The 14,268-nt window shown below is 67.0% G+C and carries 14 protein-coding genes and 1 tRNA gene; 7 read left to right on the top strand and 8 right to left on the bottom strand.

Going from position 1 to position 14,268, the window contains the following annotated elements:
* The 3 genes from HYG77_RS04600 to HYG77_RS04590 all read right to left on the bottom strand — a co-directional run bounded on the left by HYG77_RS04600 (position 1) and on the right by HYG77_RS04590 (position 2,961).
* Complete coding sequence (locus tag HYG77_RS04600; RefSeq protein WP_208961946.1) at positions 1–912, bottom strand: EamA family transporter; 912 nt, start codon at positions 910–912, stop codon at positions 1–3.
* Positions 900–2,498, bottom strand: a complete 1,599-nt coding sequence (locus tag HYG77_RS04595) for a glycoside hydrolase family 13 protein (RefSeq protein ID WP_109328828.1) — start codon at positions 2,496–2,498, stop codon at positions 900–902. The genes HYG77_RS04600 and HYG77_RS04595 overlap by 13 nt, the downstream gene beginning before the upstream one ends.
* Positions 2,499–2,565: 67 nt before the next feature.
* Entirely contained in the window at positions 2,566–2,961 is a 396-nt protein-coding gene (locus tag HYG77_RS04590; protein ID WP_109335001.1) for a globin, read from the bottom strand.
* A 187-nt stretch (positions 2,962–3,148) separates the two neighbouring features.
* Here HYG77_RS04590 and HYG77_RS04585 point away from each other — a divergent pair, with 187 nt between their 5' ends.
* The 4 genes from HYG77_RS04585 (at position 3,149) to dinB (ending at position 6,010) form a co-directional block, all read left to right on the top strand.
* The gene (locus HYG77_RS04585; protein ID WP_201453553.1) at positions 3,149–3,820 is read left to right on the top strand and encodes an HNH endonuclease; all 672 of its coding nucleotides are present in this window, start codon (positions 3,149–3,151) and stop codon (positions 3,818–3,820) included.
* 76 nt (positions 3,821–3,896) lie between these two features.
* Positions 3,897–4,157 (top strand): hypothetical protein, encoded by a 261-nt coding sequence (locus tag HYG77_RS04580; protein ID WP_109328832.1) that lies wholly within the window; start codon positions 3,897–3,899, stop codon positions 4,155–4,157.
* The gene (locus HYG77_RS04575) at positions 4,144–4,623 is read left to right on the top strand and encodes a DUF5130 domain-containing protein (protein WP_109328834.1); all 480 of its coding nucleotides are present in this window, start codon (positions 4,144–4,146) and stop codon (positions 4,621–4,623) included. Before HYG77_RS04580 ends, HYG77_RS04575 begins: the two co-directional genes overlap by 14 nt.
* 160 nt (positions 4,624–4,783) lie before the next feature.
* Positions 4,784–6,010 (top strand): DNA polymerase IV, encoded by a 1,227-nt coding sequence (dinB, locus tag HYG77_RS04570; protein WP_109328836.1) that lies wholly within the window; start codon positions 4,784–4,786, stop codon positions 6,008–6,010.
* 103 nt (positions 6,011–6,113) lie between these two features.
* On the opposite strand, the gene pepN is transcribed toward dinB, so the two are convergent.
* Both pepN and HYG77_RS04560 read right to left on the bottom strand, forming a co-directional pair.
* Positions 6,114–8,693 (bottom strand): aminopeptidase N, encoded by a 2,580-nt coding sequence (gene pepN / locus HYG77_RS04565; RefSeq protein WP_208961945.1) that lies wholly within the window; start codon positions 8,691–8,693, stop codon positions 6,114–6,116.
* A gap of 73 nt (positions 8,694–8,766) precedes the next feature.
* Positions 8,767–10,005, bottom strand: coding sequence for an FAD-dependent oxidoreductase (locus HYG77_RS04560; RefSeq protein ID WP_208961944.1), 1,239 nt, complete (start codon positions 10,003–10,005; stop codon positions 8,767–8,769).
* 148 nt (positions 10,006–10,153) lie between these two features.
* On the opposite strand from HYG77_RS04560, the gene HYG77_RS04555 reads away from it, so the two are divergent.
* Positions 10,154–10,783, top strand: coding sequence for a DsbA family protein (locus HYG77_RS04555; RefSeq protein WP_208961943.1), 630 nt, complete (start codon positions 10,154–10,156; stop codon positions 10,781–10,783).
* Between the two features lie 7 nt (positions 10,784–10,790).
* Here the strand turns inward: HYG77_RS04555 and HYG77_RS04550 are convergent, their stop codons facing one another.
* Positions 10,791–11,777, bottom strand: a complete 987-nt coding sequence (locus HYG77_RS04550) for a M48 family metallopeptidase (protein ID WP_204164908.1) — start codon at positions 11,775–11,777, stop codon at positions 10,791–10,793.
* Between the two features lie 59 nt (positions 11,778–11,836).
* Between HYG77_RS04550 and HYG77_RS04545 the strand changes: the two genes are divergently transcribed.
* Both HYG77_RS04545 and HYG77_RS04540 read left to right on the top strand, forming a co-directional pair.
* Entirely contained in the window at positions 11,837–12,310 is a 474-nt protein-coding gene (locus HYG77_RS04545; protein WP_208961942.1) for a ribose-5-phosphate isomerase, read from the top strand.
* A 13-nt stretch (positions 12,311–12,323) separates the two neighbouring features.
* Positions 12,324–13,121 (top strand): Fpg/Nei family DNA glycosylase, encoded by a 798-nt coding sequence (locus HYG77_RS04540; RefSeq protein WP_208961941.1) that lies wholly within the window; start codon positions 12,324–12,326, stop codon positions 13,119–13,121.
* A 45-nt stretch (positions 13,122–13,166) separates the two neighbouring features.
* Here the strand turns inward: HYG77_RS04540 and HYG77_RS04535 are convergent, their stop codons facing one another.
* Both HYG77_RS04535 and HYG77_RS04530 read right to left on the bottom strand, forming a co-directional pair.
* On the bottom strand, positions 13,167–13,967 hold the full coding sequence (locus HYG77_RS04535; protein WP_208961940.1) for a DUF1542 domain-containing protein: 801 nt from the start codon (positions 13,965–13,967) through the stop codon (positions 13,167–13,169).
* Between the two features lie 212 nt (positions 13,968–14,179).
* Positions 14,180–14,253, bottom strand: a tRNA-Gly gene (locus HYG77_RS04530).
* Positions 14,254–14,268 lie beyond the last annotated feature (15 nt).

The following is a 14,268-nucleotide window of genomic DNA, read 5'->3' as shown; positions in this document are numbered from 1 at the left end:
TCACGGTGTTCGGAGCGTGCTCACCGCGAGGACGGCAAGTGACGCGACCACCGCGGCCATCCCGATGCCCGCGACGAGGGTCAGTTCCTCGCCGAGTATCGCGGTACCCAGGAGCGCCGCGACGACGGGCTCGGTGAGCGTGAGCGTGGCAACCGTGGCGGGCGGGAGACGGCGCAGCCCGGCCGCGAACAGTAAGTAGGCCAGCACCGTCGGAACGAGCACCAGATAGCCGGCCGCGGCGGCCCCCGCCGCCGTGTTGAGACCGCCGGGCCAGGTCGCGATCAGAACGGGCAGCAAGAACAAGCCGCCGAACCCGAACATCTGTCCCATGGCGGCCTCGGGACCTGCCCCAGCTTCCATCAGGGACGAGCCCGCCACCGTGTAGGTGGCGTAGCCGAGGCCCGCGATCAGCGCGGGGACTGCGCCGGCGAGCATGTCGGACGAGTCGGTGTTTGCGCCGGTCCCCGTCACGATCAACGCCATTCCGGCCACCGCGATCACCGTGGACACCGCCCATAACGGGCCGGGCGGGTGTCGATGGACTGCCCATTGGAGTGCGCCGGTGAATGCGGGGCCGGAGCCGAGCGCGATCATCGTCCCGGCCGCGACCCCCGCGCTCTGCACACCACTGAAGAACCCGAGTTGGTAGGCGGCCAGACCCAGTCCGCCGCACACGGCCGGCAGGTACCGACGGGCTCCGGGAGCGCAGTCGAATCCGAGGCCTCCCCGTAGCGCCGCGAAGGCGGCGAGAAGAGCCCCGGCTGCCGCTACCCGGGCAGAGCCGACTGCCAGCGGGTCGAGATCGAACCCGAGTGAACGGGAGGCGAGTGCCTGAGCGGTCCCTGTGGTTCCGAACAGGATCGAGGCGGCGACGACGGCCGCGACGGCGGGGGTGCGCGTCAGATGAGCCACGCAGCAGCGTTAGGGGGAAGCTGCCCGTCGACGAGGGGAGCGCTGCTCAGAAGTACTTCGCCCGGCGGCAGCGAGATGGGTGCATCGGTGGCGTTCAGCGCGCAGATGAGGCCACCGCCACGACGGAACGCGAAGCAGCCAGGGGGACTCCCGTACCAGTCGACGCCGGGACCGGAGAACTCCGGGCGGAGCTCGCGCAGTTCGAGCGCAGCGCGGTAGAGGGAGAGAGTGGAGGTGACGTCCTCGAGCTGCGCCTCCGCCGTGAGCGTCGACCATTCCGCGGGCATCGGAAGCCACGTCGACGCGCCGGTGGTGAACCCGAAGGGCGGTTCGGTGCCTTCCCAGGGGAGCGGGACTCGGCACCCGTCACGACCCCGCTCGGTGTGTCCGGAACGCTCCCACACCGGGTCCTGCAGGGCGTCGTCGGGAAGGTCCACGTTGGGCAACCCCAGCTCGGCGCCGTTGTAGATGAACGTGGTGCCGGGCAGCGCCAGTTCGACCAGCGCCATGGCGCGGGCGCGGGCGAGGCCGATCACACCACCGCCGTAACGGGTGACCTCCCGGTCGACGTCATGATTGGACAGCGTCCAGGTGGGCGTGGCACCCACCTGTTCGACCGCTGCCAGGGAATTCTCGATGGCCTCGCGCACGGATTCCGCCGAGAATTCGGCCTCGGCAAGGCGGAAATTGAAGCCGAGATTCAGCTCGTCGGGGCGGATGTACTCACCGAAGCGCACGTTGTCGCGCACCCAGATCTCCCCGACCGCCATGGCGCCGGGGTATTCGTTCAGGATCTTGCGTATCCCGCGGTGGATGTCATGGACGGACGGGTGGTTGAACCGCGGGTCGTCATCGGAGTTCTGTAGAAGTGCGTTGGTGTCCCAGTCGTGGTCCGGCAAGCCCTCGGGTTTGGCCATTCCGTGGGCGACGTCGATGCGGAACCCGTCGACGCCCCGATCCAGCCAGAACCGGAGCGTCTTCTCGAGGTCCTCGAACACCTCGGGGTTGTTCCAGTTCAGGTCGGGCTGTTCCGCGGCGAACAGGTGCAGATACCACTGCCCGGGCCTGCCGTCGGGCTCGGTGATCCTCGTCCATGCGGGACCACCGAAAATGCTCGGCCAGTTGTTCGGCGGTTCGGAGCCATCCGGTCCCCGGCCGTCCCGGAAAATGTAGCGGTCCCGTTCGGGGCTGTCCGGCGACGCCTGCAGGGCGGCGCGAAACCACTCGTGCTCAATGCTGGTGTGATTGGGGACCAGGTCCATCGTGACTTTGATCTGACGAGCGTGCGCGGCTTCGATCAAGTCGTCCATGGCGTCGACGTCGCCGAACAGCGGATCGATGTCGCGAGGATCGGACACGTCGTAACCGTGATCGGCCATTGGTGACCGCATCACCGGGCTCAACCAGAGGGCGTCGACACCCAGCAGTTCCAGGTATCCCAGTTTCTCCTGCACACCTCGGAGGTCGCCGACACCGTCACCGTTCGCGTCGGCGAACGAGCGCGGGTAGATCTGGTAGAAGACCGCTTCGGACCACCAGGGTGCCGGCTGCATGTCGTCGGCGGACGTTTCGGCGGGAGTACTCACAAACGCCCATCGTGCCAAAGGTTCGCGTGCACCACGAGTCGACCGGCGGAATCGACGCAGCGCCCGTTCAGAACGCGGAGTTCACCATCGACGCCGCAGCCATCTCCATGTAGTCGGTCAGGGCGCGCCGATGTGCGTCGTCCAGGGTTTCCGCATCGATGGAGGCAATCGCCGTGTGCATGCATCGCAGCCAGGCGTCGCGCTCGAGGGGGCCGATCTTGAAGGGGTGATGGCGCATCCGCAGGCGCGGGTGTCCCCGTTCGTCGGAATAGGTGTGCGGTCCACCCCAGTACTGCTCGAGAAACATCCGCATCCGGCGCTCGGCCGGACCCAGATCTTCCTCCGGGTACAGGGGCCGGACGATGTCGTCCTTGGCGACTTCCTCGTAGAACCGCGCAGTGAGCTTGCGGAACGTCTCCGCTCCGCCCACTGCCTCGTAGAAGGTCTGCTGCACGTCAGTCATGGCATCTCCCATTGTGCACGTGCCTTCGGGGAACTCGTGCCGCCGGATACCCCGGCCGTTCCCGGCAGGGCGTTTCCACGGCGGCGTCACCGTCCGTTCATCCGCCGTCCCTGCAAGTTTGTCGAAAAATGGGCGTGCACGGGCAGGCATTTCATGATGCACTTGGTGGCAATCTCTCGGAGGTCGCATGAAGAATCGACACAGCGCCCGCGCGCACCGACAACGTGTGCCCACTGATGCCCGGAGTGCCGAGGTGTCAGGGGCGTTTGCACTACAAGTGATTACCGAAGGCTCCGCGCAGCGCGCAGGGCCTTCTTTCCCGGTCGAGAACGCGGTACCCCTCTGGGTCAAGCGCCGGGTGCTGCTGCTCAATGTCACCTACGAGCCCCTCACCGCCCTCCCGGCCCGACGCGCAGTCGTACTCATGACCTGCGGAAAAGCCGACACGGTCCACGAAGACCCGCAGGCGCCGGTCGTGCACTCCGAGCAGTGGTCGGTGCAGGTACCGTCCGTGATCCGTCTCCGGAACTATGTCCGCGTGCCCTATCGCGCCCGCATCCCGATGACCCGTGCGGCACTCATGCACCGCGACCGGTTCCGCTGCGCGTACTGCGGGGCCAAAGCAGAGACCGTCGATCACGTCGTTCCCCGCAGCCGCGGTGGGGAGCACTCGTGGGAGAACTGCGTGGCCTGCTGCGCGCCGTGCAACCATCGCAAGGCGGACAAACTCCTCAGCGAACTCGGATGGACGCTGCGGGCCGCCCTGGTACCGCCCTCGGGGCCGCACTGGCGTCTGCTGGCATCCACCAAAGATCTCCATCCCTCGTGGATGCCCTACCTGGGCGAAGGCGCAGCCTGACACTCCGGTCGCTCGCTCGCGGAGAACTTCGGCCCTGACGCTTCGTCGCACACCGTTCTCGGCTACCGTTTGCCGTGTGAGCATTCTCGAGACAGTGCTGATATTCGTAGGAATCCCGGCGTTGATCACCGCTTTCTTCGCGGCGATGTCGTTCGTCGGCAAGAAGACGCCCGGTCCCGTGCCGCCTGCATTCCACCTCGGTGAGGAATGGACGCACGCACCCGTGTTGTGGAGTGCCGTCGACGAGGTGACCACCCATGGTCACCACGGGGGGCACCATTCCGCTGTGGCCGGCTCGGCAGATCTGATTGGAGGCAGGGCAAGTGGCAAGTGGTGATCTGATTCCCGCGTCCCGGGTATCCGAGGAAGATCTGCCCGTGGGCCACGTGGTGACGGCCAGTGGCCGGATCTCGGGCGTGCACCGCGCGGGTGAGCCTTTCGAGGACGACCTGCCGTTCACGACGGACGAACTCGTCCGCCTCGACGATGCTCTCACCGAAGGCACCCGGAAGACGAAGGTGCGGTTCAACGCCTACATCGGCGATCTCGGCGTCGACACCGCTGTCGGAGCGGATGCACTGTTCCCGAGCACGCCGGAGGCGGAGCGTTCCGTTCTGATCGCAGTCTCGCCGAACCAGCGGACGGTCGAGATCCGCAGCGGCGTCGCAGTGGCCGACCGAGTGACCGACCGTGTCGCCCAGCTCGGCGCCACCGCCGCCGTCGCCTCGTTCGGCGACGGCGATCTGATCGACGGACTCGTCAGCGCTATCCGCGTGATGAGTGCGGCGATCTCTTCCCCGTAACTCCGGCAGTACCGGCTTTTCAGACGGCCCGGCGAGCTTCAGTCCACTGAACCCCGCCGGGCCGTCGGCTGTCGAACGGCTGTCGAATGGGTGCCGACGAGGGGGCGTGCGCCTTCCGCGACGAGGACACTCGACTTCTGTCGGTGGTCGATGCGAACATATGTTCGTGTCGTCATCTTCGCGCCCCCGGATCTCGAGCGGTCCCGACGCGACCATCCTGCATGCCGACCTCGATGCGTTCTACGCCTCGGTGGAGCAGCGAGACGATCCCAGCCTGCGTGGCCTGCCGGTGATCGTCGGCGGCGGTGTCGTGCTGGCAGCCAGTTACGAGGCAAAGGCCTACGGGGTCCGCACGGCCAGCAGCGCGTCTCGGGCGCTTCACCTGTGCCCGCATGCAGTCGTGGTGCCTCCGCGTATGTCGGCGTACGCGGCCGCGAGCAAGGCCGTGTTCGACGTGTTCGCGCACACCACCCCGCTCGTGGAAGGCCTGTCGATCGACGAGGCTTTCCTCGACGTCGCCGGTCTACGCAGGATCGCGGGGACCCCGGTCGAGATCGCCGCACGACTGCGCCGCGAGGTTCGCGAGCAGGTGGGCTTGCCCATCACCGTCGGCGTTGCCCGCACCAAATTTCTCGCGAAGGTGGCGAGTGCGGTGGGCAAGCCCGACGGCCTGTTGCACGTGCCGCCCGATCGGGAACTGGAGTTCCTCCATCCACTGCCGGTCGAGCGGCTGTGGGGGGTCGGTGCGATCACGTCCGGAAAGCTCCGCGACGTGGGGATCGGGACAGTGGGTCAGTTGGCCCACTACCCGGAAGAGGTGTTGGTCACCATCGTCGGCCCCGCCGTGGGTCACCACCTACATGCGCTCGCGTGGGCCCGCGATCCCCGTCCGGTGGAGGTCGGCCGCAGGCGGAGATCGGTGGGCGCCCAGCACGCCCTCGGTAGGCGGCCGAAGTCGCGGGAGGACGTCGACGCCGCCCTCGTCACATTGGTCGATCGGGTGACGCGCCGGCTTCGCCGCGGTCGACGGGTCGGGCGAACGGTGGTACTCCGACTGCGTTTCGACGACTTCACCCGGGTCACCCGCTCGCATACTCTCGTGCAGCCGTCGGCGCAGACGCAGACCATTCTTCTCTCGGCGCGGGGCTTGCTGGACAAGGCGATGCCGATGATCGAGTCGAAGGGAATCACCCTCGTCGGTGTCGCCGTCGCGAATCTCGAGGACGATTGCCCGCAGCAGCTGGCACTGCCGTTCGATCCTTATTCCAGCAGTTCCCTCGACACCACACTCGACAGCGTCCGCGACCGCTTCGGGTCTTCTGCCGTCACGCGCGCCGTACTCCTTGGCCGGGACCCCGGCATTTCGGTGCCGATCCTGCCGGACTGACACGTCCTCTGACTGGCTCGTACGTCCTGAGCGGACGCTGCGGGGCGAAGGAACCTTTCGGCGCACCTGACGCGTCGAAAGATTCATTCGCCCCGCGACGCGGTCAGCTCGCGTCGAACTTGCGTGCTGCCAGGGAGCGGACGATGCCCGCGCGGCCTTCCACCACCAGCCGGCGTAGAGCGGGCGGGTGGTCACCGGCGAGGAATTCGTCGGCCGCTGCCACCGACTTCTCGCTGATCGACCAGGACGGGTACAGGCCGACCACGACGGTCTGTGCCACCTCGCTCGACCGCCGCTCCCACACCGCGGGAATGTCCGCGAAATAGCGGGCCACGTACGGCTCGAGCAGTTCCGACTGACCAGGTCCGGAGAACCCGCCGATGATGGCGCGGGCGGTGATGTTCGGCAGCGAGTCGTCGCCGATCACCTTGGTCCAGGCCTGCTCTTTGACGGCCGCCTGCGGCCGGAGCGTGGCCGCGGCCGCAGCCTGGCGGGCCCCTGCGGCCGTGGGATCGCGCTTGGCTTCGGCGTCGATGAACGGCGATTCGACGCCGTCCGCATCGATCTCACCGGCTCCGGCCAGTGCCCCCACGATCCGCCAACGGAGATCGGTGTCGACCACGAGGCCGGGCAGCCCGACGGTGTCGGGTTCCGCGTCGAGCAGCTCCTGCAGGACCTCGGTGTGCCACGCCGACAGCTGCGCACCGGTCAGCGCGTTCACGAACGCCAACTGGTGGTCCGATCCTGCCTCGGCCTCCCGGGCCAGTTCGAGGAGCCGGTTCGCGAAGTCGGGCCAACCGTGCTCCTTCGCCCACTCGGGGTCGGCGTAGCTTCCGAGCGCGGTGTGCGCCTGCATCAGGAGCCGCTGCACCACACCGACTTCGGTTTCGGCGCTGATGCCGCGCTGTACCAGAGCGACGAAGTCCCGTGCCTTCAGCTCTGCCTGACGTGTCATCTCCCACGCTGCGGACCAGACGAGGGTGCGGGGGAGGGATTCGGCGATGTCCCCGATCCGCTCGATGGCCGTGGCGAGGGAGTCCGGATCGAGGCGCACCGAGCAATAGGTGAGGTCGTCGTCGTTGACCAGGATCAGTTGGCCCCGCTCCACACCCACCAGTTCGGCGACGTCGGTGCGTTCCGTGGCCTCGAGATCGAGTTCGGCCCGATGGGTACGCACCAGCTTGCCGTCTCGATCGCCGTAGACGCCGACGGCGATGCGGTGCACGCGGCGCTCGCCGGCACCCGGTGCGGCACCTTCCTGAATGACGCTGAAGCGAGTGAACTTACCGTCGGCGTCCACCTCGAAGTCGGGGCGCACGATGTTGAGGCCGGTGGTCTTGAGCCATTGCGCACCCCAGTCCGACAGGTCGCGGCCCGAGGACTTTTCGAGCGCGCCCAGCAGGTCGTCGAACGTCGCGTTGCCGAACGCATGCTCGCGGAAGTAGTCCCGCAGCCCCGCCAGGAACGGCTCCAGCCCGACGTAGGCGACGAGCTGCTTGAGGACGGACGCGCCCTTGGCGTAGGTGATGCCGTCGAAGTTCACCTCGACGGCGGCGAGATCGGGGATGTCGGCGGCGATCGGGTGAGTGGACGGCAGTTGGTCCTGACGGTAGGCCCACGACTTTTCGACATTGGCGAAGGTCGTCCAGGCGCTGGTGTACTCGGTCGCCTCGCTCTGGCACAGCACCGATGCGAAGGTGGCGAACGACTCGTTGAGCCACAGGTCATCCCACCAGCGCATGGTGACGAGGTCGCCGAACCACATGTGCGCCATCTCGTGCAGTACGGTCTCGGCCCGGCGTTCGTACGACGCCCGGGTCACCTTGGACCGGAACACGTAGTCCTCGAGGAAGGTGACGGCGCCGGCATTCTCCATTGCCCCGGCATTGAACTCGGGCACGAAGAGCTGATCGTACTTGCCGAACGCGTAGGGCGTGCCGAAGTTGCGGTGATAGAACTCGAAGCCCTGCTTCGTTTCCGTGAAGAGACGCTCGGCGTCCATGTGCTCGGCAAGCGAGGTGCGGCAGAAGATTCCGAGAGGAATGGCACCGTGCTCGTCGGAATACGTGTCGGTCCACTCGGCGTAGGGTCCGGCGATGAGCGCCACCAGGTAGGTGCTCATCTTCGGGGTGGTGCGGAAGAGATGGCGGCCGGCCTCGGCCTTGACGGATTCGACGGTGGCAGAGTTCGAGATCACCTTCCAGTCGGCGGGGGCGGTGACGTGCACGTCGAACGTCGCCTTCAGATCCGGCTGATCGAAGCAGGCGAACATTCGCTTGGCGTCGGCAGTCTCGAACTGCGAGTACAGGTAGACGGCCTGATCGGTGGGATCGACGAATCGGTGCAGTCCCTCACCGGTATGGGAGTAGACGCAGTCGGCCTCCACGACCAGTTCGTTCTGCTCGGACAGGTCGGTGAGCGCGATACCGGTGGCCTCGTCGTAGTCCGCCACGTCGACGGGGGAACCGTTCAAGGTGGCCGAATGCACCCGGGCCGCAACGATGTCGATGAAGGTGGACGTGCCGGCGACGGCGCCGAAGGTGACGGTGGTGCGTGAGCTGAACGTCTCCGCACCGGGCTTCCCGGCCCCGTCGGTGAGATCGAGTTCGATGAGGTAGTTGTCGACGGTCAGCAACCGGGCGCGTTCGGCTGCCTGTTCGCGGGTCAGGTTCGGTGGGGCCACAGAGGTCTCCTCGGGGATGGGCGGCGGTGCTCGTACTCGATGCTGCCATCCCATCACGAGTGGACCGGGGCCGTTAACCGGAGACGTCGACCAGTGGGACTGCCGGATCGGCCAGACGGTCGGGGTCGACCGGAGCCGACGAGGACACCAGTTGCTTGATCTGATCTGTGACGTCCCAGATATTGACGTTCATTCCGGCGAGCACCCGGTTACCGGAATCGAGCCAGAAGGCGATGAACTCGCGGGTGGCGTAGTCGCCGCGCACGATGACCCGGTCGTAGGAATCGTGCGGTGCGTATCCCACGTACTCCATGCCGAGGTCGAACTGGTCGGTGAAGAAATACGGCAGGTTGTCGTAGTGCGCCGTGTGGCCGAGCATCGTGGCTGCGGCGACTGCGGGCTGGTTCAGCGCGTTCGCCCAGTGCTCGACCCGGATTCGCGTTCCGAGCCGTGGATGCAGATGCGCGGCGATGTCGCCCACTGCGACGACGTCGGGATCGCTGCTCTGCAGTCCCGCGTCGACGAGGACGCCGCCGCCGTCGACGTCGAGTCCCGCCTGCTCGGCGAGTTCGATGTTGGGGGCGGCGCCGACCGCTACCAGGACCGCGTCGGCGGGCAGCACGGTGCCGTCGCCGAGTCGCACGCCGGTTGCCCGGCCGTGCTCGACCAGTATTTCTTCGACCTTGGCGGCCAGATGCAGGTGGACGCCGTGCTCGCGGTGCAGCTCCGCGAAGACCGTCCCGATCTCCGGGCCGATCGAGCCGCTCAGTGGGACCTCCGCAGCCTCCACCAGTGTCACGTCGGCGCCTCGTTCCCGCGCCGACGCGCCGACTTCGAGCCCGATCCAGCCGGCACCGATCACGACCAGACGGTCGTGCTCGCCGACTGCTTCGATGAGGGCGTCGGACTCGTCCACAGTGCGAAGGTAGTGAACCCCTGCAGCGTCCGACCCCGAGATGGGTGGCCGGCGCGACCGGGAGCCGGTGGCGAGTGCCAGCTTGTCGTACGAGAGGGTCGAACCGTCCGGGAGCGTCACGGTGTGGGCGGCGAGATCGAGGGCGGTGGCAGCGGTGCCGAGCCGCAGATCCACGTGGTGGTCGCGGTACCAGTCGCCGCGGTGCACGATGAAATCGGCGAGCGCCTTCTTGCCTGCGAAGTGTTCCTTCGACAGTGGAGGCCGCTCGTAGGGGAGGTGGTCCTCCTCGGACAGGAGGATGATCGAACCGTCGAAGTCTTTGGCGCGCAACGCCTCCGCAGTTTTCGCACCTGCGAGACCGCCGCCGACGACGATGAACGTACGAGTGGAAGACATTGGGGAACTCCCTTCCAGCCGGTGCCCCTGGCTGATCATCTCGACCCTACTGCGGCGCGGGGGACCGGCGGGAAGGATTGGCCGCGACTCCGTGTTGACACCCGTAGACCTGGAATGGGCCGACGACACCACCGAGAAGGAGCAACACGTGAGTGCTGGTACGAACGCTGGAACCACGAAGGACACCGCGGATTTCTGGTTCGATCCGCTGTGCCCCTGGTGCTGGATCACGTCCCGATGGATCCTCGAGGTCGCGCAGGTCCGTGACATCGAGGCCAACTTCCACGTGATGAGCCTGGCGGTTCTCAACGAAGGTCGGGACCTGCCCGAGCAGTATCAGGAATTGATGGAGAAGGCGTGGGGGCCGGTGCGGGTGCTGATCGCGGCTGGGCAGCAGCATGGCGACGACATCCTGCTGCCCCTGTACACGGCGATGGGCACGAAGATCCACAACGAAGGCAACAAGGATTTCGCCGACGTCGTGGTCAAGTCTCTGGCCGAGGTGGGACTGCCCGCCGAGCTCGCGGGCGCGGCCGAGTCCGACCGGTACGACACCGCGTTGCGTGAGAGCCACGCCGCGGGCATGGACGCCGTCGGACCCGATGTCGGAACACCGACCATCCACGTCAACGGTGTCGCGTTCTTCGGCCCGGTGCTCTCACGCATTCCGCGCGGTGAGGACGCCGGCAAGGTGTGGGACGGCGCTGTCGCGTTGGCCGGCTACCCGCACTTCTTCGAGCTCAAGCGCACGCGCACCGAAGACCCTCAGTTCGACTGAGGTTCGATCACATCCGGGCGGGCCCGGCCGGGTCGATCGCGTACTGCAGCTGCTGTGGATCGCGGTAGATCTGGCCGGGCTTGACGAAGAGATGCCCGTGTCGGGTGCGGTTACGCAGCGCCGCCGCACGCCAGGTGAGAACCGGATGTCCGGACAGCAGATTGACGAACCACGGAAAGAAACCGCGTTCGGTGGTGGCCCGATCGGCGAGCTCGTCGAAGCCGACGACGCTGACGAGGTATTTGCCCGCACCGAGGACGCCCATCGCGCCGCGAGCGCCCTGGGGCCGCACGCAGAAGCCGTGATTGTCCGCGGTGTACTCCATGGACCGGAACAGCGCCGATCCGACGACGGGAATGTAGTTGGCCGCGAACTGTCCCAGCTGCCGCCAGTAGGAGGCGTGACCCGCCGCGATGTGTCCCACCTCATGGCCGATGATGAAGGCGAGAGCGTCCGGTTCGCGTGCCTCCCCACCGATCTCGAAGAGGTCGCTGTACACCACGACGAAACGTCGGAATCCGTGCCCGGACGCGAATGCGTTGATCCGGCCGTTCCCGAGCACCACATAGGCGTCGGGCGGCTCGGCCATACCGAACCGTGCCGCCGCCTCGGCCACCATGCGGTATCCGTCCGGGAACTGGGTGGGCGTCATCTTGATGCCGTTCACCTGTTGCGAGCCGTACAACTGCCCGCGAGCGATGGCGATGAGAATCGGGGCGACGAGCACGACCACAACCCAGGTGGAGACCACACCGAGTACGAGCGACACGATCGCCGCCGTGTAGGCCACGACCGTGAGGGCGACGGCGCACACCAGAAGCGGAATCTCCCATGAATGCCGCGCCGGGCGGTCGTTCGGCATCAACCCCGGGGCGGGCAGCGGGGGAGGTGTCCATCCCATTCCGCTGTTCCACTGCGGCTGCCTGGATGCCGGCAGGTGTCCCGGATGCACGTGTCCCCAGTTCTGTCCGTTATCGGGATACATGCTGATCACGATAGGCGCACCGGGGTCGTGACACGATTCGCTCCCATCGCCTGACAGAATCTCCAGTCATGCGCGTATACCTGGGTGCCGACCATGCCGGATTCGAACGTAAGAACGAGATCATCGACCACCTCACCGCCACCGGTCACGAGGCCGTCGACTGCGGTGCTCGCGTCTACGACGCCGTCGACGACTACCCCGCCTTCTGCATCGAGGCGGCTCGCCGGGTGGTCGAGGACGAGGGCAGTCTCGGCATCGTTCTGGGCGGTAGCGGCAACGGCGAGCAGATCGCAGCGAACAAGGTGCCCGGCGCCCGCTGCGCGCTCGCGTGGAGCGTGGAGACGGCTCAGTTGGCGCGTCAGCACAACAACGCCCAGCTGATCGGGATCGGCGGACGCATGCACTCACTCGAGGAGACCCTGGCGATGGTCGACGCCTTTCTCACCACGGAGTGGTCGAACGAGGAGCGGCACCAGCGCCGGATCGACATCCTCGCCGAATACGAGAAGACCGGCGTCGCCCCGGCAGTGCCCGAGGCCTGACGAGAGAACTTCCATGCCCGAGGGCCCCACACTTCACCGGCTGGCGCGCTTGCATCAACGCCGATTCGGCCGTGCTCCGGTGCGGGTGTCCAGCCCGCAGGGCAGGTTCGCGGAAGAGGCGGCGATTCTCGACGGGCGCGTCCTCCTGAAGGCGGAGGCGTGGGGCAAGCATTTGTGGCACCACTACGAGGGCGGGTTCGCCGTCCACGTTCACCTCGGTCTCTACGGCACCTTCATGGAGGCGCCCGTTCCGATGGACCCGCCGGTGGGCCAGGTCCGGATGCGGATGGTCGGTGCCGAGTTCGGCACCGACCTTCGGGGTCCCACCGCGTGTGAATTGCACGACGAACTTCAGGTCGCCGCTGTGGAGGCCAGGCTCGGACCTGATCCACTCCGCAAGGACGCCGATCCCGAGAAGGCGTGGAATCGGATCTCCTCGTCGAAGACGGCAATTGGAGCCCTGCTCATGGACCAAGCCGTCGTCGCAGGAATCGGCAACGTCTACCGGGCGGAGGTGCTCTTCCGGCATTCGATCCACCCCGAGCGGCCCGGCCGCGAGCTGTCCCACGACGAGTGGGACGCAGTGTGGGCCGATCTCGTCGACCTCATGAAGCTGTCGGTGCGCCGCGGTCAGATTCATGTGGTCCGGCCCGAAGACGACCACGGCGAACCGCCCTACGCGAAGGGGCGTCCCCGAACCTATGTCTATCGTCGGGCAGGCGAGCCGTGCCGGATCTGTAAAACAGCGGTTGCCCATTCGGTCATGAAGGGGCGCAACCTCTTCTGGTGTCCCACCTGCCAGCCGTCCTGACCCGGCGGCGTCGCGCACACCAACTCCCGGTCACGAGACGGCGGCTCAGATGTCGAAACCGCCGAAACCGCCGTCGCCGCCGAAGCCCATGAACCCATCGCCGCCGCCGCTCATATCGCCGCCGGCGTCGCCGCTCATATCGCCGCCGGTGTCGCCGCCACCTCCACCGTCTCCGCCCGAGTCTCCGGCGCCGGCAGCGGCGTCGCCCTGACCGCTTTCCCAGTCCTGGGCGCCGTACGCCACCCCTGACATTCCGGAGAACATCGCGGAGAACAGGAACATCGAGCCGACGCCCCAGGCGCCGGCAATGAGCGCCGGTTTCCACCACGGCTCCGAGTACCAGCCGGCGGGGACGGGGCGGCCGGCGACTCGACCGCCGGGGAAGTAGTTGGGGGTTCTCGGCGAGGGATTCGGTGACGCGGCTACCTGACGCCCCTCGAAGTCGACCTCCCGGTCCTCGGTGACCTGACCGGCCACCTTCTGGCCTTCGAGGGTGGGAATCTCGGGCCCGGGGTCCATCCCCATCGCGATGCGCGCGGCGCGGATGTAATACAGTCCCTCGAGGGCGGTCTGCTTGGCGAGACGCGCCTGCATCGGGGTGTCGGCCTGATCGATCTGCGATCCAGCGGCGATGTAGCGCTCGGACGCGTCGGCCAGCGCCTGCTTGGACGCGTCGTCCGAACCGACGAGGTTGTAGACCTGTCCGCCGAGACGCTCGATGGCCTGCCGGGCGTCCGCCTTGGCATCCTCGAGTTGGTGTGCCGTCTGCTCCGCCCGCGTGTTGCGGCCTCGCACGACCAGGAACCCGACCGCGGCGATGATCACGAGGATGAGTAGGAGTTCCACGAGAGCCTCCAAGGGCCGAGCGGCCGTCGCCAGGACGAATCGGACAACTCCCAGCCTACCGAGGAAACCGGGGATTACGCGTTGGGCGAACGCGGGGACGGTCGGGGAGCGGGATCTCCAAGTTTGTGACGCATGTCACAAGGCCGTGGATTGCCTGCCCGGCCACCAAAGCACGAAAAAGGAGCGCTTCCGCGACGGGAAACGCTCCTGTGTGGAGGGGATGACGGGAATCGAACCCGCGTAATCAGTTTGGAAGACTGAGGCTCTACCATTGAGCTACATCCCCGTGCATACGACAACC

Origin of the sequence: Rhodococcus sp. ZPP (genome assembly GCF_017656075.1) — a bacterium.
GTDB classification, from domain to species: Bacteria; Actinomycetota; Actinomycetes; order Mycobacteriales; family Mycobacteriaceae; genus Rhodococcus_F; species Rhodococcus_F oxybenzonivorans.
The sequence above is the reverse complement of the archived record's forward strand: the minus strand, read 5'-3'. Positions and strand labels throughout refer to the sequence as shown.

Coding starts and splice junctions, on each gene's coding strand:
- HYG77_RS04590 (WP_109335001.1), bottom strand. CDS start 2,961: ATGACTGACGTGCAGCAGACCTTCTACGAGGCAGTGGGCGGAGCGGAG.
- HYG77_RS04585 (WP_201453553.1), top strand. CDS start 3,149: ATGAAGAATCGACACAGCGCCCGCGCGCACCGACAACGTGTGCCCACT.
- dinB (WP_109328836.1), top strand. CDS start 4,784: ATGTTCGTGTCGTCATCTTCGCGCCCCCGGATCTCGAGCGGTCCCGAC.
- HYG77_RS04560 (WP_208961944.1), bottom strand. CDS start 10,005: ATGTCTTCCACTCGTACGTTCATCGTCGTCGGCGGCGGTCTCGCAGGT.
- HYG77_RS04545 (WP_208961942.1), top strand. CDS start 11,837: ATGCGCGTATACCTGGGTGCCGACCATGCCGGATTCGAACGTAAGAAC.
- HYG77_RS04540 (WP_208961941.1), top strand. CDS start 12,324: ATGCCCGAGGGCCCCACACTTCACCGGCTGGCGCGCTTGCATCAACGC.